This window comes from Nocardia sp. NPDC058519 (assembly GCF_042719755.1).
In the GTDB taxonomy this organism is placed as follows: Bacteria; Actinomycetota; Actinomycetes; order Mycobacteriales; family Mycobacteriaceae; genus Nocardia.
Window position 1 is genome coordinate 157,910 of sequence record NZ_JBHXNK010000010.1, and the last position, 24,996, is coordinate 182,905.

19 protein-coding genes are annotated in these 24,996 nt (G+C 66.4%); 9 read left to right on the top strand and 10 right to left on the bottom strand.

From position 1 onward, the window contains the following. Position 1 precedes the first annotated feature (1 nt). The 5 genes from ACFWPK_RS14610 to ACFWPK_RS14630 are packed head-to-tail and all read left to right on the top strand — an operon-like array spanning position 2 to position 5,734. Positions 2-1,261 (top strand): methylaspartate mutase, encoded by a 1,260-nt coding sequence (locus tag ACFWPK_RS14610; protein WP_378915566.1) that lies wholly within the window; start codon positions 2-4, stop codon positions 1,259-1,261. Beyond that, positions 1,258-2,505 (top strand): ATP-grasp domain-containing protein, encoded by a 1,248-nt coding sequence (locus tag ACFWPK_RS14615; RefSeq protein WP_378915568.1) that lies wholly within the window; start codon positions 1,258-1,260, stop codon positions 2,503-2,505. The genes ACFWPK_RS14610 and ACFWPK_RS14615 overlap by 4 nt, the downstream gene beginning before the upstream one ends. A gap of 36 nt (positions 2,506-2,541) precedes the next feature. After that, on the top strand, positions 2,542-3,537 hold the full coding sequence (locus ACFWPK_RS14620; protein WP_378915570.1) for an asparagine synthetase A: 996 nt from the start codon (positions 2,542-2,544) through the stop codon (positions 3,535-3,537). Beyond that, on the top strand, positions 3,534-4,805 hold the full coding sequence (locus tag ACFWPK_RS14625) for a glutamate synthase-related protein (RefSeq protein WP_378915572.1): 1,272 nt from the start codon (positions 3,534-3,536) through the stop codon (positions 4,803-4,805). Before ACFWPK_RS14620 ends, ACFWPK_RS14625 begins: the two co-directional genes overlap by 4 nt. 26 nt (positions 4,806-4,831) lie before the next feature. Beyond that, positions 4,832-5,734 carry a ketopantoate reductase family protein gene (locus tag ACFWPK_RS14630; RefSeq protein ID WP_378915574.1) on the top strand — a complete coding sequence of 301 codons (903 nt, stop codon included), beginning with the start codon at positions 4,832-4,834 and terminating at the stop codon, positions 5,732-5,734. 4 nt (positions 5,735-5,738) lie between these two features. On the opposite strand, the gene ACFWPK_RS14635 is transcribed toward ACFWPK_RS14630, so the two are convergent. Further along, positions 5,739-6,389 carry a TetR/AcrR family transcriptional regulator gene (locus tag ACFWPK_RS14635; protein ID WP_378915576.1) on the bottom strand — a complete coding sequence of 217 codons (651 nt, stop codon included), beginning with the start codon at positions 6,387-6,389 and terminating at the stop codon, positions 5,739-5,741. 177 nt (positions 6,390-6,566) lie between these two features. On the opposite strand from ACFWPK_RS14635, the gene ACFWPK_RS14640 reads away from it, so the two are divergent. Continuing rightward, complete coding sequence (locus ACFWPK_RS14640; RefSeq protein ID WP_378915578.1) at positions 6,567-7,286, top strand: alpha/beta fold hydrolase; 720 nt, start codon at positions 6,567-6,569, stop codon at positions 7,284-7,286. A 73-nt stretch (positions 7,287-7,359) separates the two neighbouring features. After that, the gene (locus tag ACFWPK_RS14645; protein ID WP_378915580.1) at positions 7,360-8,061 is read left to right on the top strand and encodes a LuxR C-terminal-related transcriptional regulator; all 702 of its coding nucleotides are present in this window, start codon (positions 7,360-7,362) and stop codon (positions 8,059-8,061) included. Between the two features lie 57 nt (positions 8,062-8,118). Here the strand turns inward: ACFWPK_RS14645 and ACFWPK_RS14650 are convergent, their stop codons facing one another. From ACFWPK_RS14650 to ACFWPK_RS14670, 5 genes are all read right to left on the bottom strand, one after another. Then, on the bottom strand, positions 8,119-8,598 hold the full coding sequence (locus tag ACFWPK_RS14650; protein WP_378915582.1) for a PaaI family thioesterase: 480 nt from the start codon (positions 8,596-8,598) through the stop codon (positions 8,119-8,121). Positions 8,599-8,841: 243 nt separating this feature from the next. Further along, positions 8,842-9,750, bottom strand: coding sequence for an SDR family oxidoreductase (locus tag ACFWPK_RS14655; RefSeq protein WP_378915584.1), 909 nt, complete (start codon positions 9,748-9,750; stop codon positions 8,842-8,844). 26 nt (positions 9,751-9,776) lie between these two features. Continuing rightward, the gene (locus ACFWPK_RS14660; protein ID WP_378915586.1) at positions 9,777-11,345 is read right to left on the bottom strand and encodes an NAD(P)/FAD-dependent oxidoreductase; all 1,569 of its coding nucleotides are present in this window, start codon (positions 11,343-11,345) and stop codon (positions 9,777-9,779) included. 37 nt (positions 11,346-11,382) lie between these two features. Next, positions 11,383-19,824, bottom strand: a complete 8,442-nt coding sequence (locus ACFWPK_RS14665) for an SDR family NAD(P)-dependent oxidoreductase (protein WP_378915588.1) — start codon at positions 19,822-19,824, stop codon at positions 11,383-11,385. Positions 19,825-19,935: 111 nt separating this feature from the next. After that, the gene (locus tag ACFWPK_RS14670) at positions 19,936-21,150 is read right to left on the bottom strand and encodes a cytochrome P450 (RefSeq protein ID WP_378915590.1); all 1,215 of its coding nucleotides are present in this window, start codon (positions 21,148-21,150) and stop codon (positions 19,936-19,938) included. A gap of 601 nt (positions 21,151-21,751) precedes the next feature. Here ACFWPK_RS14670 and ACFWPK_RS14675 point away from each other — a divergent pair. Further along, positions 21,752-22,234: a hypothetical protein gene (locus ACFWPK_RS14675; protein WP_378915592.1), complete on the top strand. Its 483-nt coding sequence runs from the start codon at positions 21,752-21,754 to the stop codon at positions 22,232-22,234. A gap of 43 nt (positions 22,235-22,277) precedes the next feature. Here the strand turns inward: ACFWPK_RS14675 and ACFWPK_RS14680 are convergent, their stop codons facing one another. Beyond that, positions 22,278-22,856: a helix-turn-helix domain-containing protein gene (locus ACFWPK_RS14680; protein ID WP_378915594.1), complete on the bottom strand. Its 579-nt coding sequence runs from the start codon at positions 22,854-22,856 to the stop codon at positions 22,278-22,280. An 82-nt stretch (positions 22,857-22,938) separates the two neighbouring features. On the opposite strand from ACFWPK_RS14680, the gene ACFWPK_RS14685 reads away from it, so the two are divergent. Next, entirely contained in the window at positions 22,939-23,916 is a 978-nt protein-coding gene (locus ACFWPK_RS14685) for an NAD(P)/FAD-dependent oxidoreductase (RefSeq protein WP_378915596.1), read from the top strand. A 48-nt stretch (positions 23,917-23,964) separates the two neighbouring features. Here the strand turns inward: ACFWPK_RS14685 and ACFWPK_RS14690 are convergent, their stop codons facing one another. The 3 genes from ACFWPK_RS14690 to ACFWPK_RS14700 form a co-directional block, all read right to left on the bottom strand. Beyond that, the gene (locus ACFWPK_RS14690; RefSeq protein ID WP_378915598.1) at positions 23,965-24,183 is read right to left on the bottom strand and encodes a hypothetical protein; all 219 of its coding nucleotides are present in this window, start codon (positions 24,181-24,183) and stop codon (positions 23,965-23,967) included. A 100-nt stretch (positions 24,184-24,283) separates the two neighbouring features. Then, positions 24,284-24,712, bottom strand: a complete 429-nt coding sequence (locus ACFWPK_RS14695; protein WP_378915600.1) for a PIN domain-containing protein — start codon at positions 24,710-24,712, stop codon at positions 24,284-24,286. Continuing rightward, complete coding sequence (locus ACFWPK_RS14700; RefSeq protein ID WP_378915602.1) at positions 24,709-24,921, bottom strand: type II toxin-antitoxin system VapB family antitoxin; 213 nt, start codon at positions 24,919-24,921, stop codon at positions 24,709-24,711. The genes ACFWPK_RS14695 and ACFWPK_RS14700 overlap by 4 nt, the downstream gene beginning before the upstream one ends. Between the last annotated feature and the right edge of the window lie 75 nt (positions 24,922-24,996).

Here is a 24,996-nt window from a genome sequence, read left to right on the forward strand (position 1 = left end):
GGTGAGCCGATTCGATCGCTTCGTCGCCGACAGCGCCCGCCTCGGTCGGCTGGTTGTCCAGCCGCGGATGGGATTCGGACGTCCGCCGGACATGCTGGCCGGGCTGGCCCAGCTCGCCCTGCTGGACTTCCCTGTCGTGGGGACACTGACCGTGGACAGCTATACCCGCGTCGGCGACCACCACACCCCGCTGGCGCAGCTCGCAGCCGGCATCGAGCTGAACGGCTACCCGCTGGTGTCGCATCCGGTCGAGGTCACCCGGGCCATGCTCGACCAGTTGCCCGGTCCCGCGTTTCCGGTACAGGTGCGGCACGGTACCGCGCTGCCGCTGCACATCTTTCGCCGGCTGGTCGAGGTCGGATTGGATGTCACCGAGGGCGGGCCGGTGTCCTACTGTCTGCCGTACAGTCGGCTGCCGCTCGCGGACACCGTCGCCGCGTGGTCGCAAGGTTGCCGATTCCTGGCGGGCGAAACCGAGTCGTGCCATATCGAGAGTTTCGGTGGATGTCTGCTGGGGCAGCTGTGCCCGCCGTCGCTGCTGGTGGCGATGACCGTGCTGGAAGGGTGTTTCTTCCGGCAGCACGGGATAGGGCATCTGTCCCTCAGCTACGCCCAGGGGACCCTGCCCGAGCAGGACCGAGGGGCGATGCTGGCCTTACGAGAGCTGGCGCAGGACTACCTGGCGGACACGACCTGGCACATCGTGCTCTACACCTACATGGGGTTGTTCCCGAGGACTCCGAACGGCGCCACCCGATTGATCCGGGACAGCGCCGTGCTGGCGCGCGATGCCGGGTGCGAGCGGTTGATCGTGAAAACGGTATCGGAGGCATGGCAGATTCCGTCCGTGTCGGAGAATGTGGCCGCCCTGCGGCTCGCGTCGGCGGAGTCCGCCGGCCCGCCCGCCCCCGCTACCGAGGCCGACTTCGGCTACCGCGAGGAGATCCTGGCCGAGGCACGGTCGCTGATCGACGCGGTACTCGGCCTCCATCGTGATGTCGGCACCGCCTTGGTCGAGGCCTTCGCCAGGGGCCTGCTCGACGTTCCGTTCTGCTTGCACCAGGACAACGCCGGAGCAACAACCTGCCTGATCGACGAGCGAGGTGCCTTGGTCTGGGGATCGCGGGGCCGACTTCCGTTGCCCGCCGGGCCTACCCGCGCCGAGCAGGGCGAGCTGACCTCGGACCGTCTGTTCGGCATGCTCAACCACGTCGCGCGCCACTATGACGACCTACCCGACCACGCACTGGACCCGCGATGACCGCGGACAGGAAGGCCCGCCCCACCATGGTTTTGGTGGATGCGCTGTCCACCGGCGCGTTGCTCGCCGAGCGTGCCGCGGCCGACTATCGCCTGGTGCACGTGCGGTCACGACCGGAACTGCCCGAGGTCTTCGCCGCGAGCCTGCCTACCGATCTCTTCGCGGCGGACCTGAGCTACGCGGACAACAGCGGTGACGTCCTGTACCGGCTCGCGGCAGACGATCCGGTGGCGGTGATCCCGGCCAGCGAATTCGGGGTCGAAGCCGCCGACGAGATCGCGGACAAACTCGGGGTGCGCGGCAACGATCCGGCGTTTTCCCAGATCCGGCGGGACAAGTTCCCCATGCACGAGGCAGTGGCCGCGGCGGGTCTGCGCATCGCGGGGCAGTATCGGAGCAGCGATGCCGACGCCGTGCTGCGGTGGCGCCGCGACGGGGGCTCGCAACGCATTGTGGTCAAGCCGTTGGACAGCGCGGGATCCGACGATGTCTTCGTGTGCGAGACCGATGACGATGTGCGCGCGGCGGTCGCGACCATCATGGGTAAGACGAACCTGATGCTTCGGGCCAACAGCGCCGTGCTCGCCCAGGAATATCTCGACGGCGTCGAATTCGTCGTCAACTCGGTCAGTCGAGACGGAACGCACTGGTTCACCGATGCGTGGATCTGCCACAAGCGGACGGTGGCGGGCGGACACAGAATCTATGACTTCGAGGATCTGCTCCCGCCGGATGACCGACGACTGCCCGCGATACTCGCCTACGTCCGCGGCTGTCTGGACGCGCTCGGCATAGTCAACGGACCTGCGCACACCGAGCTGATCCGGACCGGTGACGGCCCGGTGCTGCTCGAGACCGGGGCCAGACTGTCGGGGTTGGCCAACCCCGCGGCACTGGATCGGTGCACGGGCGCCAATCAGGTCGACCTGACCTTGGACTGCTACGCCGGATCTGGCCGAACCTTGGCCGGGCGGCCGTCGCTGTACGTCCGCCGCGCGGCAGCCCGGTGCGTGAATCTCATCGCCCACCGACAGCTTCCGTTCCCCCGGGCGAGGCTCGCCGAGGAGCTGGCCGGGCTGCCCGGGTTCGAAAGCGTGCGCTTTCGGATGGGCGAGCGGGAGCCGACCACACCGACGGTCGACCTCAACTCCTCGCCCGGCGCGGTGTTCTTCGTCGACCGCGACGCCGCGCGGATACAGAAATCCTATGCGGCGCTACGGCGCCTCGAACACCGTGTGCTGTAGCCGACCGACCGATCATGGTTCGTTCAGGGAGATAGTGTGAGTACTGAATCGACGACGCCCGTTCCGCCCGCCCCGTATACCCACCTGACATCGCCACGTACTGTCGCGGCCTTGACGCTGCAGGCGAGCTTCCTCGCCGGAGCGCGGGAATTCCTCACGGCCGAAGGATTCACCGAACTGCTGCCACCGATCATCGGACCGGTGACCGACCCGGGCGCGCGCGGCGCCAAGCAGGTCGACATCGATTACTACGGGCATCGGTACAAACTGATGACCAGTGGGATTCTCTACAAGCAGGCATCTTTGCTCAGCTTCGACAAGATCTTCTGCCTGGCGCCCAATGTCCGGCTCGAACCACTGGAGACAGCGGTGACCCACCGGCACCTGGTGGAGTTCCATCAGCTCGATGTGGAGTTCGCCGGGGGGTCTCGTGACGAGGCGATGGCGCTGGCCGAACGGCTGACCCGGCATTGCGTCACCCATGTGCTGGCGACGAGCGGCCGAGAACTCGAGGCTCTCGGCCGAGATCGGGCCGAACTCGCGAAGACTGTTGCCCTGCCCTACGGTCGGCTCCCGCATACAGAGGTGGTCGGCGAGCTGCGCCGGCTCGGACACCCGCAGGACGACTTCACCGAAATCGACTGGCGTGGAGAGGAACTCATCTCCGCGACGAGGAGCGACCCGTTCTTCATCACCGACTACCCGAAGGGGTCGCGGGGGTTCTACGACCGGGAGTCCCCTCATGAACTCGGGGTACTGCGCAACTTCGACCTGATCTTTCCCGCCGGGTTCGGGGAAATGATGAGCGGCAGTGAGCGGGAAACGGACTATGCCCGGGTGCTGCGGCGAATCAGGGAGACCGGTGAGAATCCCGCGAAATACGACTGGTATCTCACGCTGGTCCGCGCCGGGCTGCCGCCGAGTGCCGGATTCGGGCTCGGTGTCGAGCGGTTCACTCGGTTCCTCGGCGGGCTGGATGCGGTCTGGCAGGGCACGGCCTATCCCAAGCTGCCAGGGCAGGCGCGGCCGTGATCGGCTCCGACGATGCGGTATCGGCCCTGTCCGCGACCGGATTCCCGGAGCACGAGGTGCGCCGCCGAGCGCGGACGGGGCTCGGCGCGGCCTTTCCCGCCATGACCCACTACGGTTCGGCGCTGTTCGGTGAGCTCGCCCCCGTGGCAGCGACCGACGCGCTCGATCGCGCACGGCTGGTACCGCCGATCTTCGTCCCGAAACGGATGGCCGCGCTGATCGAACTCGGTCGCGAGCCGCTTCCGGGCGACGTGGACCTCACCACTGTGATCGGTGGGTTGAACGCGACCGCGCCGATCTATATCTCGGCATTCGGCTCGACCGCGGCCGCCTCTGGCGATCTGGGCATCGCGGTCGCGGCACAGGCCGCCGCGGCTGGGATTCCCATGGTGATCGGCGAGAACATCGTCCCGGTATCCGGATACGGCAGGGTGATCGACGAGGAAGCGAGCTCCCTGCTGTCGCGGATCGCCGAGTACGCCGCCTCGGTGCCCGACGGGTTCGGCGGTGTCGTCGTGCAGCAGAGCACCGAAGACGCCGACGCCGAGGTGTGGAACCTGGTCTACAGCGATCCCACCGCCGCGGCGCTGTCGGCGACCGGCCGCCTGGCGTTCGAGCTCAAGGTCGGCCAGGGTGCCAAGCCCGGGCTGGGCGGCATGACCATGGTGTCGCGAGAACAGGCGGCGCACCTGGCGGCGCAGTACGACCTGGTCGACATCTACGGTGGCGCGCAGACGCCCGTCTTGCGCTGTGGCACACCGGGCACCTTCGACGAAGAGATCCTGCGACGGCAGATCATGTTGATGCGCAACAACTATCCGCGGTGCCGGGTATGGGTGAAGCTACCGCCTGCCCGCGATGTGCATCGGGCGGCGGCCCTCGCCTGGGCTGCCGGTGCCGACGCGGTCACCGTCGACGGTGCCGAGGGCGGGACGGGCTGGGCACCACTGGGTTTTCTCGGTCAGGTCGGCTTGCCGTTGGCGGAATGCCTGCGCCGCATCGATGCCGGGGACAACAGCTTGCTGGCGTCGGGCCGGATCTGGGAGGGCGGTCGAGCGGTGAAATGCCTTGCCCTCGGTGCGTCGGCCGTCGGCCTCGGACGCGCGGCGCTGATCGCGGCAGACGAGGACCCCGACCAGGGTTTGACCGGGCTGCTCGATTGCTTGGCTTTCGAGCTGCGTCTCATGATCAGCGCGCTCGGCTGCTACCGAGTCGGTGATCTCGGAACCGGCGATGTCTGGTTTCCCGGCGCCGACGAGCAGCGATGAACAGGTCGGATATCGAAAGGATGTAAATGGTGGACAACGCTACCCAGCGAACGGTGGCCGTTCTCGGGGCAGGGGGCATCGGCGGACTGATCGGGGCGCTGCTGGCCAAGGCCGGCCATCGCGTGATCATCGTGGGACAACCGGACACCGTTGACGCGGTGCGCGCCGACGGCATTCGGGTGCGCAGTGCGCAGTTCGGGCAGTTCAGGGTCGATGTCGAGGCCGACACCGAACTGCGACAGCAGGTCGACGCGTGCCTGATCGCCGTGAAGCAGCCGGACCTGATGACGGCGGTGGACCGGATCGATCCCGACGTCGCGGGTGCGGCGTTGCTCGTTCCGCTGCTCAACGGGATCGAGCACCCCGGCCTTCTCCGGCGCCGGTACCGGCCGGAACTGGTTGTGCCGGGGGTGATCCGGGTCGAATCGACGCGAAGCGAACCCGGCGTGATCGTGCACGGCAGTTCGTTCGCCGAGATCGATCTCGCGGGTCACGACGGCGTGCGCGAGCGGATCGCCGCACTGGCAGCGGTACTGGCCGACGCGGGCATACCCACCTCCGTCGAGGAGGACGAGACCGCGATGCTGTGGCGAAAGCTCTTCGTATTGGCGCCGTTCGCGCTGATGACGACCCACTATCGCGTCTCGATCGGGGTCGTCAGGACCGCACACCGAGAGGAGTTGATCGCGGTGCTCGGTGAGATCGCCGAGATCATGGGCGCCTGCGGTATCCCCGCGGATATCGGTGCGGCACTGCGCTTCTACGATTCCTTTCCCGCCGGGGCCATGTCGTCGATGCAGCGTGACGCGCAAGCGCGGCGTCCACTGGAATCCGATGCCATCGGTGGTGCCTTGCTGCGAATCAGCGCAGCGCACGCGGTCCCGGCGCCATTGACGGACCGTCTGGTGCGTGCGGTGGACGCGGGCTGAGCGCCTACCCCGGTGCGCGCGAGGTGGAAAGATTCCCGGCCACCGGTGCGGGGTCCCCGATGTCGAGGATCCGGGCCAGATTGACAGTCCACCATCGGATCTGAGGCTGCCAGTCCTCGGAATCCTGCCCGGTGAGCCCGGCGCTACGACGGAAGACCGACCCGTAGGCGGATTCCGTCGCCACGGCCTGGTGGAGTGCCGCGACGGCGAGTCGGGTGTCGTCGACGGGGATGCCCGCACCGTTGCCGGGGCGCAGTGCGTGCAGCGCCTCGACAACCGGATTCAGCATCCCGGATCCGGGATCCCGCCATCCGGCGGCATGCAGCGCGATGGCCAACTCGCCGTATCCCTGCCGATAGAACGTCGCGAGGGTTTCCACGAATCCACCGAGGTCCGCCGGCTGAACCAGACAGGATTCCACCACCTGTTGCAGTCCTGTTCCGACCTTGGTGCCGCCGTGGTGCAGTAAGGCCTCCAGGAGGCGATCGCGAGTCCCGAAGTGGTATCCGAGACCCGCGTCGGTCATGCCGACACTAGCGGCGACGGCGCGGACATGAACGGCGGCGACACCGCCTTCCGCCAGGAGGCGCTCGGCGGCATCAAGGATCAGCCGCCGCGCCTCCTCCGGCGTGCGGCGCACACGGGGAGTAGTCATGTCGCCATCTTACCTTGACGGGTCAAAGTAATCGGCTTAGGCTACGAACGGGCGGGGTTTCGATGCGGAAACTGCGCGCATGATCACCGTAACCTGTTGCCGGACAGTGCATTATGCATTCACTGCTTTGTCGGGTCGAACTTTCGACGACAACGTGGGCAACGCGGAAGGACTCACATGAACGAGCCCATGACCCCCTGTCTGCGGCAGCTCGAACGTCCCGACGGCGCCATCCTGCGTGGGCGGGTGGTCGGTACGGGCCCGACTGTCCTGCTCCTGCACGCAGGCGGTGAGCGATCCGAAGTCTGGGATCCGGTGGTCGGCAGTCTTGTCGCGGCGGGCTATCGGTGCGTCACCTTCGATCTCCGCGGGCACGGCGACAGTGGCGGTTCCGCGCGGTCGACGGCGATGTGCGCGGCCGACATCGCCGCGATGGTGCGCACCGAACTGTCCGGATGCATTGTCGTCGGAGCGTCGCTGGGGGGAGTGGCCGCACTGATCGCCCTCGAGGACGCCGAGGTGCGCGCCCGGGTCGGTGGGTTGGTGCTCGTAGATGTCGTGCCCACCATGGATCCCGACCGCGTACTCGAATTCCTCACCGCGACAACCGCGTACGGCCGGTATGCCGAGATCGTCGACGACGTCCTCGCGCATGTTCCACAGCTCCGGCGGGCCGCCGAGGTCCTCGACGTGCCCGTCCTGCTTGTGCGGGCCGACGGCAGAACACCGGTCGCCGACGACGACGTCGCGGGGTTTCTGCAGTTGGCGCCGCACGCAAGGGTCATTCAGATCCTGGGCGCTGGGCACCTGGTGGCCAGGGATTGTCCCGAGGATCTCGCCGAGACCATCGCCCGGTGGCCGCCACTGGCGCTGCAGCGCTACCTCCGGCTCGGTTGACTCGCCGACCGGCTCACTCCTGAACCGAATTCTCCTCAGTACACATCGTCATCTCAGGTCAAGGGTCTATGAAATGGCTGCGAGTCCGGAACCGAAGATCCCGAAATCCCACCCAACGAGAATCGCCGCCGTCGATGGCGGCGTCGGACGACTGCCGTGCTGTCGCATGCTGATCGTCGAGTCCTCCTGCCACGCGATGAATATCGACTTCCTGGCGGCGATCAGGCCGAATCGGCAGATCGCGTTGGCCCCGATCTCGGGGATGGTGGACAAGGCCAGGAGCTGGCGGCCGGACATCGTGCTGCTCGACGCGGCGACGGGCCCGGAAGCCGGGCTCGCCACCATTGTGCGGGGGCTGCGCTCACTCGACCGGCAACCGCACATCGCACTGCTCGTCCCCCAGGACGCGGCGCGAACGACGCTCGAGGTCGACGTCTTGCTGGCCGCGGATTTCCACGCGAACGCAATACTCGACGCGCTGGACGTGGCGGCCTCGGGAATAATCGTGACCACCACGATCATCGAGCAGGTGGATCACATCGAACCGGACCACATTGCTTACCAACGTCTTTCGCTGCTGACAAGTCGCGAAAGAGAGATTCTTCGTCTCGTCGTCGACGGGCTGTCCAATCGTGAAGTCGGCGCCCGGCTGTTCATCAGTGCGGATACCGTGAAAGAACATGTGAGCAGGATTCTCGCCAAGCTCCAGGTGAATAGCCGCATCGCGGCGGCAGTCGTCGCGGTACGCGCGGAATCATGGCGGTTGTCGGCCTGAAAGCGGACGAAGTGTGGGGCGGCTGCCCGCCCCACACTTCAACGCCTGTTCAGTCGGTCATGAATTCGGCAATTGCATTACCTGGATCGTCGAGATCGCTGTGGCCGCGAGTTTGTTGTTCCCGTTGTGCGCCTCGGCGGCGAGGTAGATCACCGATCGGCCCGGCTTGCGAACCGTCGCCTTCAAGGTCAGGCTTTCACCGACGAATACCGGGCGCATGAAATGCGTCGTCAGTTCCATGGTTGTCGTCGGGTTCTTCGAGGTCAGATAGCTGAGTGGGGCCATCAGGTCGTCGAACATGGCTGCCAGGAAACCTCCCTGGAGCAGGCCCATGACATTGCCGTACTCGGCCGGGATCTTCACTGTCGCCGAGAGTGATTGTCCGACCACGAATTCCTCGTACTGCAAACCGAGGGTGGTCGTCGACGGTGGGGGCAGCGCGAGCTCGACTCCCGGCGGAATCGGAAGATTATCGAATGCGGCGATCGCGTGCTCGACAATCGCGTCGTGTCCGGTGATGACGGTTTCCTCGGCCATGAACAGCTCCTCTATCGCATCGGACGATTTCTCAGGGCGCGTTTTCTCGGTTCCCGCTAGCCCGCGGTCGGGTCTGTCAACGGAAGCGGGGGAATTCCCGGCCACGGTGCGGGCCGACGCGCCGGCATTACTTTGCTGTGGAAGTTGCAGTGCCACTACGCATTTCCACTGGCGAGCCTACCCGAATAGCGACCGGTAATGAGCAGGTCGGTGACATCGCGTTCGGGTAGGCGCGCGCGAGTTTCACGCGCCGGGCGACGCCTTCGCCTCGGTAGTAGCCGCCAGTGCGGAGAAGTACATCTGCTGGGCGACCTCGGCGATCAGGTCCCAGCGTTCCCACGTCATCGGGGTCGGCTCGGTATCGGGGACGAACCGGTACCGCGACAGGTCGGTCATCCCCTTGTACTGCGCCAGGACTTCGTCGTCCATCAGAGCGTTTCCGGTGAACGTCGCCGGGTCCTGTTCCAGGACAGCCAGGATGGCATCGACGACGATGTCCTCGGTTCGCCAATCCGCCGGGCTACCGATGCCGAGATTCTGGGTCGCGAGGGTGCCGATCAGCGTGCGCGTCCAGATCGTGTTGCAGGCGATGCCGTCCGCCGCGATCTCTTTTCCCAGACCGAGGGTCAGTAGGGTGGCGTTGAGTTTCGACGACATGTAGGCCACCTTGCCGCCCATGCGCTGGAGGCCCGCTGGATCCAGCGGGGGGCTGAGGTTGACGATGTGGCCCCACCCACCCTGGCGCATATGCGGAATGCAGTGGTGCGCCAGCAGGAACGGAGCCCTGGCGTTGATGGCCATCACCAGGTCGTATCGCTTGTGTGGGGTGTGCTCGACCGACTGCAACCACATGGCACCCGCGTTGTTGACCAGGATGTCGAGTCGGCCGAACCGCTCGATCGTCCGGTCCACCAGGTTCTTCAAGTCCGCCTCGTCGCGGACATCGCAGCGCACGCCGAGGGCCTGTGCGCCTCGTTCCTCGATCTCCCGCACCGTATCCGGCACGCTGCCGGGCAGTCGGCCACCGGCCTCCATCGTCTTCGCACCGATGACGATGGACGCGCCGCGTTCGGCGAGCGCCAGCGCCAGCGCCTTGCCGATTCCACGACTGCCGCCGGTGATGACGGCTACCCGGCCTTCGAACTGTGTCACTTTTCCGCTCCTCTCGGTCTGTTCGGTCACCGGCTGCCGGCGACTGCCGGTGACCTTGTCGGCAGGTCGAACCGCGCGCCGACCTCCTGCTCGAAGGAGTCCGCCCACGCTTCCAGCCGGTCGACATTGCGCCGCATATCGCGGAACGTCTGATCGGCGGTCTTCTCGGTGAGCAGGTCGAGGTGCAGCTGCGCGCAGATCGGCACCTTGCTGTATTCCACGAACAAGTACTTGTCCGGCTGCGGGGCCTGCGCGCCGAAAGCGCGCAGATTCGCCTGCATGCGAGCCTGAATTCCCTTGAATCGGCTAGCGATCGGATGGAATTCGGCCGCCGCGTCTTCGTTGCCGATCAACCCTCGGAACAGCAGTTGCGAAGGCAATGCCCAGTAGAACGAGGTATCCCACATCACCTTCGTGAACATGGCGGGGGCGCTGCCGAAAATCGAGTAGTTCTGGTGGTACATCCCTAGATAGTTCGGCCACATGTCCTCGAGCATCAGCTGATTGAAGGTCTGGGCGACCTCGGCGGTCAGCCGGCCCCGGCGATCGAGTTCGATCATGCGTGTGGTGATCGTGTTGGTGTAGGCGATGTAGTCCGACCCCGGGCTGTAGAAGGCATCGAGGAAGATGCCTGCCTCGCCGACGCAGGCCCATCGCTGATGGGAGAAGATCTGCTTCGAGGCGTAACTCGCGTTGCGCACCTGCAAGAAGTCGAGCTGCTCGGCACCGTCGATGAACGAGGCCAGCGTCGGCTCGTGCTCGCCGATCCACTGCCGGGCCTTCTTCTCGGTTCCGTAGGTGCTGAACGGGTGGATCGTGTCGTCGGTGACGATGCCGACGCTGGTGTTCCCGGAGGACAGCGGGATCATCCACACCCAGTACCCGGTGCCCATCAGATGATTGGTGGAGAACCATCGGCGTTCCTGCGTGGGCGGCCGCCACGCCGGGTTCGTGGTGTCGGTCATTCGCTCCACGTCGTATTCGCCGCGAAAGCGCCACCACGCCGAATTGATCTTGTGCGGGCTCGGCGCGCTCAGGCCGAGTTTGCGCTGCAACAGCCGCTGCCTGCCCGATGCGTCGACGACGAAGCGCGCCCGCACCTGCTGTTCGCCGCTCTCGCCGTCCACCTCGAAGTGCACGATGTGGTCCGCGTCGGAGTCGGAGAGCTCGATGTCGAGAACCTTCGCCCGCTCGATGAGATCGGTCCCGAGCTCGTGGATTCCCTCACGCAGGTCTCGTTCGAATCGGCCGCGGTCGATCTGATAGGACGTCACCCGCGGGAACCGCCGGGCCCCCAGCTCCGGCCGAATCTCGAGCGGGCCCTGCGAATCTCCGAAGAACATTCGTAGTCCGAGTTTGTGCAGGTGCCGCCGATTCAAGTACCCGGTGAGGCCGAGCTGTTCGCCGAAGTAGTGGGCACCGCCCTCGACCGTCGCCTCACCCACCTTGAACGCGCCGTCCCGGATTTCGCGTCCACTGCGCTCCAAGACCAGTACCGAGAGGTCGGGCATGGTCCGCGCGAGCTGTCGTGACAGTGTCAGCCCGGCCAGGCCGCCACCACAGATCACGACGTCGTACCGCTTTGTCTGTTCCATCGTTGTTCCCCGTTCGAGATGTTGAACTGTGTTCGGCTCAGCGCCCGTACGCCAGGCTGGTGAAATCCGGGAAGGCGTCCTCGACGGACAGCTCCTCGGCGAGCGTGCGCAGCACACTCGGGTCCGCGTTCTGGATGAACAGGTGACCACCGGGCACCGACGACAGCGAGAACCCGCCGCTGGTCAACTTGCCCCAGCCCTGCATCTGGTCGTCGTCGAACACCGGGTCATCGGCGCCGCGCAGCACCGAGATCGGGGCTCGCAGCGTGTATCCGTGCTCGAATCGGTAGTCGCCGAGCATCTTCAGATCCGCCCGGATCGACGGGAGCCAATGCAGGATCGACGCTTCCTCGGCTACCGGGATGTCGAGCAGCTTGTTGTCGCGCAGGACCTCGAGTACCCGGCTGTCGGACGCGCTGTCGAGATCGAAGCCGTCGCGGATGTGGGCCAGATTCCGCACGTACTTCTCGACCAGTGTCGGAGCAGGCCAGCCACCGATCACGAGCTTCATCGGCACCTCGTTGTAATGCTGTTCGAGGTATTTGGTGAGCTCGTAGGCGAGCAGCCCGCCCATGCTGTGCCCATAGATCACGAAGGTTCGGTCGAGGTAGGGCAGCATCGCCTCGGCCAGCTGGGCGACGAACTCCGGCATCGAGTCCACCGCGGCGTCGTCGAGTCGCTCCTCACGGCCGGGGAACTGGACTCCCACCGTCTCGACGGAGTCGGGCAGGTGGCCGGGCCACGGGGTGAACACCGAGGCGCCACCACCGACGAAGGGCAGCGCGAACAGTCGGATCGAGGCGGTGTTGGACCGGCCGACCACGGTGCGCATCCAGCGTTCCGGGCCGGTGGCCTCCACCGGCGCCGGCGCGACGCCGCTGGATTCGCCGTTGACCTGCGCGAGGACCTCCCCGGCCAGTTCGGTGATCGTCGGACCGCGCATCAGGCCCATGGTCGGGAAGTCGATCTCCAGGTGCTTGGCCAGCATGTTGCGGATCTGGCCCGCCATCAGCGAGTCCATCCCGAGGTCGGTCAGGCCGACATCGCGGGCCAGGCGCTCGACGGGCATGTCGAAGATCCGCGAGATCTGCTGTGCCAGTGCTGTTGTCAGTCGTGGCAGGCGGTCTTCGTCGGTGAGCTCGAACAGCTCCGTGCGCAGTCCCTCGGTGCCGAACGCGGCAGCCGAACCCGCGGTGTCGTGCACCGCGAGATGCGCGAGCCGCGGCGAACTCCGCACGATCGGCATGACCTGGTTCATCTTCGCCCAGTTCACCCCGAAGACGCTGGCGCGTTCGACGCCATGAACCAAGCAGCGGCCGATGAAGTCGAGCGCGTGGTCGGGCGAGATCGATGTCCATCCCAGCCACGACAGCGTGTCCAGCTTGTTGCGCGCGACGAACCCTACTTCGCCGATCGCACCCCAGTTGACGGTGAGCGCGGGCAACCCGAGCTGGTGGCGATGGACGGCCAGCGCGTCGAGGAATCCGTTGGCCGCGGCGTAGTTGGCCTGGCCGGGCGTGCCGACATTCCAGCTCATCGACGAGAACATCACGAACGCGTCCAGGTCGAGCGCCCTGGTGTGGGTGTGCAGATGCCAGGCGCCGTCGACCTTCGGTCGCACGGCCCGCAGGAACTCCTCCTCGGTCATCGTGGCGAGCGGGCCGTCGGCGATGACCATAGCGGCGTGGTAGACACCGCGCAGCGGCGGGAGCGTCGATATCCGCTCCAGCATGCTCACGACCTCGGCTTCGACCGAGACATCGGCTCGTTCGAGCACCACGTCGACGCCCGCGGCGCGCAAGCCGGCGATCTGCTGCTCGTTCTCGGCATCCACTTGCGCTCGACGGCCGACGAGCACGATGGTGCGCGCGCCCTTGCCCGCGAGCCACTGCGCGGTGCGCAGGCCGAAGCCGGTGTAGCCACCGGTGATCAGGTAGGTGCCGTCGGGATCGAAGGATTGCGCGTCGGTGGCGCCCGGATGGACGAGTACCTCGGTGTCGGCATCGAATTCGACGACGACCTTGCCGATCTGGTGGGCTCCCGCCATGTACCGGAAGGCCGAGGACACCTGCGCGGCAGCGAAATCAGTGTGCGGCAAGCTGGGCAATGTGCCCGCGGTGACGTGCTCGAGGACCGCGGTCATCGCCTCACGACAGCGGGCGGGCGACTCGAGCAACATGCGGTCGATGTCGACGGCCGAGTAGCTCAGGTTGTTGCCGAACGGCTTCAATCCCAGCTTGTAGTCCTCGTAGATGTCCTTCTTGCCGATCTCGATGAACCGGCCGTGCGAGTGCAGCAGCTCCAGGCTCTTCGGAATGGTCTCGCCCTGTAGCGAATTCAATACGATGTCGACGCCGTCGTAGCGCCGGCGGATCTCGTCGGCGAAGGACAGCGAACGAGAATCGAAGACCCCTTCCACACCGAGCGAGCTCAGATACTCCCGCTTCTCCGGGCTGCCCGCGGTCGCGAGAACCGTCGCGCCGAGCCGCTGCGCGATGTGCAGCGCGGCCAGGCCGACACCACCGGCGGCGGCGTGTACGAGTACTCGATCGCCCGCACGCAGGCGGCCCACCTCGACCAACGCGTACCACGCGGTCAGGTAGGCCATCGGCAGCGTCGCCGCGTCCGCGGCCGACAGGTTGGCCGGTGCCGGGTACACGTGTTGCGCCGGGGTGACCACCGCCGAACCGAAACAACCACGGGCGAAGGCGATCACCTCGTCACCGGGAGCGAAGGAAGTGACCCGCGAGCCGACCTGGATCACCCGGCCCGCGCACTCCACGCCGATGTTCCTGTCGTAGAAGCCACCGGAGACCGCGCCGTCGGACAGCACGCCGAGGGTCAGCATGATGTCGCGGAAGTTCAGGCCGGTCGCCGCCGGACGGATGACGACATCGTCCGGGCCGACGGCAGGCAGTGTCGCGCTCTCGTAGCGGAGTTCGTCGATGCCGGATGCGGCGGGAACGGGCAAGACGAACGGGCGTTCGCCGGCTGGGGTGGTCGAGATCGCGGTCGAGGCCTCGAATTCGGCGAGTGAGAGATGCTCGAAGCGGTCGATGAAGCGGGCCGCACCGCGGAAGGCGACCTCTTCCTCCAGGGTCCGCACGTGCAACAGTTCGTCGAACAGTTGCGCCGAGCGAGCGTCGGCTCCTGAGCCGGGATCGAAGTCGATGATCTTGGCCCGCAGGCTGCTGTGCTCGCTGAGCAGCACCCGCAGGATGCCCCAGCTCGGCAGCTGTGACGGGGCGGTGCGGTCACCCGGCACGACGACCGGACCGCCGGCCGTTGCCACCCAGAACCGCGGCGCGGCAACCCAATCCAGCTGATCTACCGCTTGCGCCGCCGCGATCACGCTGTACGCGCCGTGCCGCTCCACCTCGGTGAGCAGTTCGGCCGTGAGTTCGGCCGCGGCGAAGTCCAGATTCCACAGGTGCACGACGCCGGCCACCGCGCCCGCCGAGCCCCGAACCTGCTCGAGGACGCGCCGAAGGTCGGTAGCGCTGGTCGGGTCGACCTGGAAGCTGTGGTCGTCGAGCTGTTCGAAGGACGCTGCGCGAGTGACCATCACACTGCCCGCCGCGGACGCACCGAGCCGGGCGAGGAAGTCCTCGGCGACGCCGTCGGCGTCGGCCAGCACCACCCACGGGCCCGGCTCGATGCGCGGCTGATGGGGGGTGAGGTCGCGGTGCGGTGCCCGCGCCGCGATCACCGAGCAGCCGGTCTGCTCGGTACCGGTCATGTCGGAGAAGATCTGGACGTGTTCGAAGCCGACGCCCGGCAGGAACTCCTGCCAGGTTGCCTCCGACAGCAACGGATAGTGGGGCCGCAGGTCGTGGTCGGTGAACCGCCACCACCCGTCGGTCATGCCGAAGGTCAAGTCGACCCAGTGCGGTGGGTTGGTCTCCTCGACGACGAGCATCAGTCCGCCGGAGGTGAGGAGCTGGTCGACATTGCCGAGCGTGACCCGCAGATCCTCGGTGGCGTGCAGCACGTTCGCCGCGACGACGATGTCGAAATAGTGCTGGTCGAAGCCTTGCTCGACGATGTCCTTCTCGATGTCGAGGATTCGGTAGTCCACGAAGCCGAACTCGGTGAAACGCCCTCGCGCCTTGTTCAGGAACAGTTGGCCGATATCGGTGAAGACGTATTCCGCGCGGTCGGCCGGCAATTCGTCCAGGATCCAGCCGGTGGTACCCGCCGTGCCCGCGCCGATTTCGAGCACCCGGATCGGCCGGTCCGCCGGCAGGGCCCGCACCGCCTCGGCGATCAGCTTCGCGACCGTGCGGTTGCACCGCTCGAACGAGAACGAGGTCTCGTAGAGGTCGACCACCGATTGGTACTCGGCCTGCGGGAAGATGAGCTCGATCGGGTTGACCTCGTCGCGAAGGACCGCGGCCTGCTCCGTGCCGCAGCGCTCCAGCACCGCGTACTCGGCCTCGCATTCGGGATGCTGCGCGCGCAATCTCGCGAGTACGGCAGCGGTGTCCACCCGTTCGGGGACCGTGCGCAACTGCCAGCCGTCGCCCTCGGTGCCGGTGATCGCGTGCCGGGACAGCAGTTCCAGCAGGCGGGCGAGGTAGTCGCGGTGCTTGTCGTGCACACCCAGCTCGTGGGCGATCTCGTCGAGGGTGAATCGTCGGCCGACGGCGAAGTCCATGCCGAGCTGATGGAACGCCTCGGTCACGTAGTCGATGCAGAGCTGGTTCATCGCCGCTTCGGTGCTCGCGTGGTACTCACGGTTGAGCGACCACGTGCGAACCTCGTCGAGGATCGGGTCGACCGCGGCCGCCAGCACCTCGGTGGGCGGCACGAAATCGGCGGGCAGCAGCGTCTTCAGGCGTACCGGTGCCGCGTGCCATCGGTACTCGTAGAGCCACTGCAGGAGCGAGTCGCGATCCTCGGTCGGCTGGGTGATCGACTTGCCTTTGAACCCCTCGAAGTGGGCAACCAGTGTGCCGTCTTCGTTGAGCAGCCACAGATCGCCCTCGCAGTAGGCGGGGTCGTCGAGGATGTTGGCTTGCCCGTAGCAATACACGCGCTTGCCCGCCGCGGCGTGGAAACTGAATCGTTTGATGTCGAACGGGATGTAGAGCGTCTTGTCATCGTTGTTCGGGTCGTTGCCCATCGCGATCGACAGCGACTGGAAGCAGGCATCGAGCAGTGCCGGATGGATCAGGTGGCGCGAGGCCTCGTCGCGGATGGCCTCCGGCGTGTCGATGCGCCCGAGCGAGCAGAGCTCGCCGTAGCGCAGCTGGGTGATCGCCCGGAATGTCGGGCCGAGCATGAGTCCGTTGTTCCGGAACTTCGCGAAGACCTTGTCGGGGTCGAATTCGAGCGGGCATTGCGCGTCGAGGTCGGCGAACGGCACGGGCAGTTCGGTGTCCGGTGCACCGCGGCGCACGGAACCGGACGAGTGCAGGATCCAGTCCTTGTCACCGTGCTGCAGGCTGTACACCCCGAAATGCATCGAGGCGGTCACCACCACCTGGACCCGCGGTGCGGGCCGGTCGTCGAAGGTGAAGAGCGGACGGCGGAATTCGACATTCTCGATCGAGTACTTGCCCGGCCCGAACGCTTCGGTCGAGCAGCCGACGACGAGGTCGAGATGACCCGCGCCGGGGAACACGATGGGGCCCTGGACCCGGTGGTCGTCGAGCCACGGGAACGTCGCGACGTCCATCGTCAGTTCCCACACGTGCTTGTCGGGTTCGTCGGCGAGCAGTGTGCGAGGACCGACGAGCGGGTGCCCGAGCGAGGGGAAACGTTCGCTGCGCGAGACCGGGGTTTCCAGCCAATAGGTCTCCCGTTGCCACGGATAGAACGGCACCGGCACGCGCCCGGCGTCGTCAGCGAAGACGGCCGCCCAGGTCGGGTCGTATCCGGCGGTGTACAGCGCGGCCAACGACGACAGCAGGGTCGCGCGGTCGCTCTGCTTCCGATGCAGCGACGGTACCGCGATACCGGAGGCCTGCTGCTTGTCCAGCAGTTCGGCGATGGCAGTCGAGTGGATGGGGTGCGGGCCCAGTTCGATGAAGGTGCGGTGCTGATCGCCGATGAGGCGGTCGAGGGCAGGGGCGAACCGGACGGGTTCGCGGATATTGCGCCACCAATACTCGGCGTCGAGCGCGCCGGTCGATACCACGTCGGCCGTCACCGTCGAATACATCGGCACCGTCGCCGGACCCGAGGTGATGCCCGCCAGCGAGGTGAGCAGTTCCTCGCGCAAGGGATCCATGTGGTGGCTGTGGAAGGCGACGCGCACCTGGAGCATGCGGCAGAAGATCCGGTCCTGCTCCAGTGCGTCCTTGATCTCTTCGAGGGCATCGGGATCGCCTGCCAGCGCGGTCGATTCCAGGCCGTTGAGCGCCGCGATCTCGACCCGCCCGCGATACCCGGTGATGCGCTGCTCCGCCGCGTGGTACGGCAGGCCGACGGCCAGCATCGTGCCCTTGCCGGAGGCTCGCTGCTGGACGCGGCTGCGGTGGAAGATCACCCGCACCGCGTCCTCGAACGACAGCGCGCCCGAGACGGCGGCGGCCGCCACCTCACCGATACTGTGACCGACGACGGCGTCGGGAACGATGCCCCAGCTCTGCCAGAGCTCGGCCAGGCCGAGCTGGACCGCGAACACCGCGGGTTGCGCGATGTATGTCTCACCGATTCGGCTGTCGGCTTCGTCGCGGCCGAGTTCTTCGAGCACACTCCACGTGGCGTGCTTGCGCAGCTCGGCGTCGACGCGCTCGACGGTCCGGCGGAAAACCGGATCCTGCGCGAGCAGTTCGCGCGCCATCGCCCACCATTGCGGGCCCTGCCCGGAGAACACGAAGACCGTCTTCGCGCCCGCTGTCTTCCCGCTACTGGGCAGTGGGCCGAACTCGGTGTCCTTCGCCTTGTCCCGCAGGGTATCTCGCAACTGCGCGACCGACGAGCACACCAGGGCCAGACGCTGGTCGTAGTGCGAGCGGGTTCGTGCCTGCGCCGACGCGATCGCCGTCAGCCCGAGCGCGGCAGTGTCGGGTGCGGCCAGGAAATCGGCGTAGTTCTCGGCGTAGGAACGCAGCGCATCCCCGGTCTTGGCACTGAGGGCGAACAACACCGGCACGTCGTCGGCGTGTTCGGCCACCGGTGCGGGCGGCAGGGCGATGGCCGGTGCGGACGCCAGGACCACGTGCGCGTTGGATCCACCGAAGCCGAACGAATTCACTCCAGCGACCCTGGGCCCGCTCGTCGGCCACGGCTGGCGCGTCCGCGCGAGCCGCAGCCCGAGTTCGTCGAAAGGAATTGTCGGATTCGGTTCTTCCGCATGCAGATTCGCGGGAATCTCGCCGTTGTCGACGATCAGGCACGCCTTGATGATGCCGACCATGCCCGCCGCCGACTCGAGGTGACCGACGTTCGACTTCACCGCACCGACGACGCAGGCGTTCGCGCCGCTGCGCCCGGCTCCCAGTGCCTTGCCCAGCGCCCGCGCCTCGATGGGATCACCGACAGGGGTACCCGTCCCATGGGCTTCGATGTATCCGACCTCGGCCGGGTCGACGCCCGCGTCACGGCACGCGTCCAGGATCATCTCCGCTTGCGCGTGCTCGCTCGGGACCGAAATGCCGGTCGTGCGACCATCCTGATTCGTCGCACTACCGCGAAGTACCGCGTAGATCCGGTCGCCGTCGGCGACGGCCGCGGACACCGGCTTGAGCACGATCGTGCCCGAGCCCTCACTGCGGATGTAGCCGTCGCCGGTCTTGCTGAACGACTGGCACCGGCCCTCGGGGGACAGGAAGGTGCCCTGGCTGAACCCGATCGAGGCCTCGGGCAGCAACAGGGTGCTGACGCCGCCCACGATCGCCATCGTCGCCTCGCCGGAGCGGATGCTGCGGATCGCCAGATGAATCGCGACCAGCGAAGACGAACAGGCCGTGTCCACGGTCATACTCGGCCCGCGAAGGTCGAGAAGATACGACACACGGTTGGCCACAATGCAATTCGTGACGCCGGTCATCGTGTGACCGCCGATCAGATTCCGGTTCTCCGGATTGAGCTGGATGATGCCGTAGTCGTGTCCCGAAACGCCGGCGTACACCGCCACCTTCTCGCCCGCGATGTCCTCGGGGAGGATTCCCGCGTCCTGGAGAGCCTCCCAGGTCGTTTCCAGGAACAGTCGCTGCTGAGGGTCGATCCGGGCGGCCTCGGTCGGGGTGATGCCGAAGAAGTGCGCGTCGAACGACGAGACATCGTCGAGGTAGCCGCCCGTGTGGGTGCGCATGTGCCCCGGCCTGCCCGCATCGTGGTCGTAGAAGGCACTGGCCGTCCACCGGTCCGCCGGAACCTCGCGGACCGCGTCACGTTCATCGATCAACAGTTGCCAGAACTCGCGCACATTGTGAACGTTTCCGGGAAAACGGCAACCGATTCCCACGACGGCGATTCCCTCGTGCGTGTCCGCGACAGCATCGATCTGGGAGTTTTGGATGGAATTCATTTGCTGACCTCATTCGTGGCGAAATATCGATCGACGTCACACACGCTGTTTTCGCAGCAGGGAAGGCATCAATTGCTTCTGGTGGGTGTGTCGTCTTTCAGGTACCGGAATTCAATTCTCGATCGACGCGGAAGACGTCGCGCCAACGCTGCGACCCAGCTCGACCGGAACATGCTCGTAGCCACGGAAGGTCAGCTGCGAGCGAAGCCGGGGCGGGGCGGCCGGGCGCATATCGGGGAAGCGGGCGAAGAGGGCGCGCAGTGCGTGACCGGCTTCCATCCGGGCCAGGTTGGCGCCGAAACACGCGTGGACACCACTGCTGAAGGCCAAGTGCTCGTTGGCGTTCGGGCGGGCGATATCGAACCGGTGGGGGTCGCTGAACACCGCCGGATCGCGGTTCGCGCCTGCGAGCGAGAGCATGATCATGGCGCCCTGTGGCAACTGGACGCCCGCCAGCTCGAGATCGGTCAGCGCGGAGCGGGCCGTGATGAACACCGGCGGCTCGTAGCGCAGTACTTCGTCGACGGCGTTGGGCCACAGTTCCGGCTCAGCGCTGAGCCGGTCGAGTTGTTCTCGGTGCGTCAGTAAGAGGGTCACGGCATGGCTGATCAAATTGGCGGTCGTCTCGAAACCGGCGCCGATGATGATGCTGGTATTGGCCTTGAGAGCGTAGTGATCGAGGTCGCCGCCCTTGATCATGTTGCTCAGGACATCTTCGCCCGGTTCCCGGCGCAGCCGCTCGATGTGCTGGTCGAGGTAGTCGTTGAGTTCCTGGGCGGCACGCATGGCGCGGTCGTAGGTGCGCCAGGAGATGCCGACGTCGAGCATGGGTGTCATGGCCTCGCCCCAGTGCAGGAACTTCTCCTGGTCTTCGCTGGGCATGCCGAGCATTTCGAAGATGATGGCGATGGGCACACGCGAGGCGAACGCCTCGACGAGATCGACCGACGCACCGGAGGGCAGCGCGTCGAGGAGCTCCTCGGTGACGGTCTCGACTCGGTCCCGCAGCCTGTTGACCGCGCGCGGGGTGAACGCCGAGACGACCGGGCGGCGCATCGTGGTGTGTTCCGGCGGGTTCATCCGTAGCATCGCGGGCGGATCGGCCGGATTCGCCGGCGGCGGCACCCGGTTCGCCAGCTTCTGCAACAGCTCGGGTATCTCGATCCTGGCAGAGCTGCGCACGCCGAACCTGTTGTCCCGCAGGATCGCCCGGGACAGCGCGTGGTCGCAGGTGACCCAGGGCAACGGGGTTTTCACCAGCGTGCCCTTCGCTCTGATCTGTTCGAGGTAGGGGTGCGGGTCGGCGATGCCTTCCGGCCCCATCATCCGGGCGAAGTTGTCACCGCGCCGGGATTGAACGCGCAGCACTGCCCGTGGTACGCCGTGTAGCGAAAGCCATCGAAGTCGATACTGCAGCGTCATATTATCGGCAACCTGTTTCCGAAATGATAATTCGCTGACACGGCACGGAATGGCCGGGATCTGGGAATTGTGAATTCATGGCGTATACCTCATTTGCCGATGCAGCCGATTATTCCGCGCGAGCAATTACCATGTCGCCAGCGTCGAGAATTCCTCCTGAGTCGAATTCTAAACGGATCGAATTCGATGGACATCCCCCCGAACGGGTGGCGTCGGAATCGGCAGAATTCGGCCTCATGGTATGTGCCGTATGCGTGGTCGGTGAGCTGGTCGAGTCGTCGCCCGCGCCGGCGTCGATCGCGGCGCCGCAGGGTTGAGTTCGCTGTTAACGGACAGCGTGGCGTGTCGCGAACAGGGGACGAGGATGCCTGGTTGCGGCCGCCTCGGCTGCCGCATGGGATGAGTTCCATTTATCCCAAATATGTTGTGGCACTACATCTTTGGATGCGAAATCGAGACCGTTACGGTGGCTAACGGGAGGCCGCTCCGGCGCGACGAAGAGGGTATGACTCTCACGAACAGCACTTCCCGAAAGTTCTCGGCCGTGGTTGTTGCCGCCGCCGCCGCGCTGGTCGGCTTCGCCGGCCCGGCTACCGCGATCCCCTCGGATCCGGTAGTCCAGTTCACCCCCACGATCAGCCGGATTCCTGGCGCCAACTGCGCGGCGATCATCAATGCCAAGACCGTGCCGCAGCCGCAGTCCGGCGTGTTCGGTGTGAAGGTGACGATCACCCAGACCGGCGACTTCTGCCAGCGGTACCGGGTAGCGGTGCGCTTCCGCAATCTGGATTCCGGGTACAGCGACGGGCAGTCGCATGCCGTCGAGAACGGTCAGCTGGTGAATTTGCCGGACAGCGTGATCGTCGGCATGGGCACCGGGCCCGGCAAGGGCCGGGTCGAGGCCTGGATCGTGACCACCGACGAAACCATGCCGCAGCATCAGGAGCTCGAGCACATCTCGGGGCGCGCGAGCTTCACGCTCGGCTGAGCAGGGCGGCGGGTCAGGGCCTCGAGGTCATGACCCGCCGCTGTCAGGCCTTCGGGCGGGCGCGGAAGTGGGCGCGTTCGCCCTGTTTGCCGAAGAGGCTGAGGAATTCGACCGATTGTTCGTCGGCGGCACCGAACCAGTGCGGGACATGGGTGTCGAATTCGGCGGCCTCGCCAGGCGCGAGGATGACTTCGTTGTCGCCGAGGATCAGGCGCAGACGGCCGTTGAGCACGTACAGCCATTCGTAGCCCTCGTGGACCTGCGGGGTGTCCGGGCGATTACGCGCACCGGGGGCGATGATCATCTTGAACGCCTGGATGCCGCCCGCGCGTTTGGTGAGCGGGAGCATGGTCATGCCGTGGCGGGTGATCGGGCGCAGGTGGATGCGCGGGTCGCCGGTGGGCGGGGCGTCGACGAGTTCGTCGAGGGTGACGCCGTGCGCCTTGGCCAGGGGGAGCAGTAGCTCCAGGGTGGGCTTGCGGGCGCCGGATTCCAGGCGGGACAGGGTACTCACCGAGATGCCGGTTTCCTGGGAGAGGTCGGCGAGGGTGGTCTGGCGCTGTTTGCGCAGGGCGCGCAGTCGGGGGCCGACCGAGTCGAGGGTTTGATCGAGGTCGTCCATGCTGTCCAGTTTGCCATGTCGGCAAAGAAGGTTGCCAGTATTTGCCGTTGGCATGCACTGTGGATTCTCGAAGGAGGTCGAGATGACACAGCTGGAAGATTCGTACGACGTAGTGGTGCTCGGTGGCGGAGCCGCGGGGCTGAACGCGGCGCTGATGCTGGCGCGTTCGCGGCGCTCGGTGGCCGTGATCGACGCGGGGGCGCCACGTAACGCGCCTGCTCAGGGGGTGCACGGACTGCTTGGCCGGGAGGGGATGCCGCCGTTGGAGCTGCTCGAGCTCGGGCGTGCCGAGGTGCGTGGATACGGCGGGCATGTGGTGTCGGGTCAGGTTGTCGCGGTCGAGCGTGGCGCTGATGCGCCGGGGTCGACCGACATCGAGGAATTCGTGGTCACCCTCGCCGACGGTCGCACCGTGCGAGCCCGGCGCGTTCTCGTCGCCACCGGACTCGCCGACGAGCTCCCCGAGGTCGCAGGCCTGCGCGAACACTGGGGCCACGACGTCCTGCACTGCCCGTACTGCCACGGCTGGGAGGTGCGCGACCAGCGCATCGCCGTGCTGGCGAGCGGACCCATGTCGGTGCACCAGGCGCTGCTGTTCAGCCAGCTCAGCGACGACATCGTCTTCCTGTCCCACACGGCCGACCCGCTGAGTGCGGAAGACGCGGAAAAGCTTGCGGCACGCGGCATTCGGATCGTCGACGGCAAGGTCGTCGAGGTACTCGGCACCGGCCGCCTGACGGGTGTCCAGCTCGCCGACGGCACCGTCGTCGAACGCGACGCCCTGGTGGTGGCACCCCGGATGAACACCCGCGCCACCTTCCTCACCGATCTCGGCCTGGTCCCCGAACCGCACCCCTCCGGCACCGGTGACCACATCCCCGCCGACCCGGTAGGCCGCACCTCGGTCCCCGGCGTCTGGATCGCGGGCAACGCCACCGACCCGTCGGCACAGGTCGGCGCGGCCGCCGCAGCCGGCGCCATGGCCGGTGCGCAGATCAACGCCGAGCTGGTGATGGCCGAAACCGCTGCCGCGGTGGCCGCCCGGAACGAATCCGCCTGACACGACAATGGCCCCGGCGCGTGTCGCGTCGGGGCCATCCGGCGGAACTCAGTTGCCGGTCGCCGGGCACACCGTGCTGCTGAACGGGCACGGCTTGAACATTTCCCGGATGAGCGTCGTCAACAACGCGCTCCCGCTGGTCGCGTCGGCACTGCCGCTGTCCGCGACCTCGACAGCTACCGTCGGCGCGGCCGCCGCGGTAGCGGGCGCCACCGCGCCGAGCGCCAGAATCGCCGCGCCGGCCATCACGAATTTCCCGATCGACACACTGTCTCCCAATTTTCGAAAAGTGTTGCCACAGAGTGGACGAGAAGGATGATGCCGCCTGAACCGACCGACCGGTAGCCCTGAAAACCGGGGCTGTCGATCAGTTCGGCGCGATACGACGGTGGCGGAACTCAGGGATCGCGCGGGCGATTGTGACGAAATCGGTGTCGTTGTGGATGACCGTTGCGTCGTGGCGCAGGGCGACAGCAGCGATCTGAACATCGGTGGTCTGGGCGCCACGGCCCGCGCCGATTTTCCACAGTGCCGTGCGGATTCGGCGCACGGTCGCCTCCACCATGTCGTCCGCGGGGAGCCAGTGGAAGACGGATCTGTACAGCTCGGTGAGGTAGCCCAGGTCGGCGGCGTTGCGGGCGCTGAACCTCGCCTCGTCCATCGTCACCGTCGACGAGCACAGCGCGCCCGTGACCGCGAGTTCGTCGATGGCACGTTCGACGGCTGCGTTCGTTCGATAGTGCGACATGACCGATTGGTCGACGAGATACCGCGGGCGAACGGTCATCGCTGTCATCGGGGTTCGTCCTGATCGGCTGTCAGTTCATCGGCGGTCAGAAAGGGGTTGTGATTCATACGCTTGAGTCGTGCCAGCGCCTCGCGCTGGCGGTAGCCCTGCACGAGCTCCGACATCGCGAGATTGATGACGGCCTTCTTCGTCGGCAGGCCTGTGAGGCGCAATGCTTCGGCGAGTAGCTCGTCCGGGATCTCCACTGTCGTCGCCATCACGCCTCCATATTTTGATTCCCCTATATTCATAATATCAGAGATTCGTAATATGACGATCGGTGGATTGGTGAG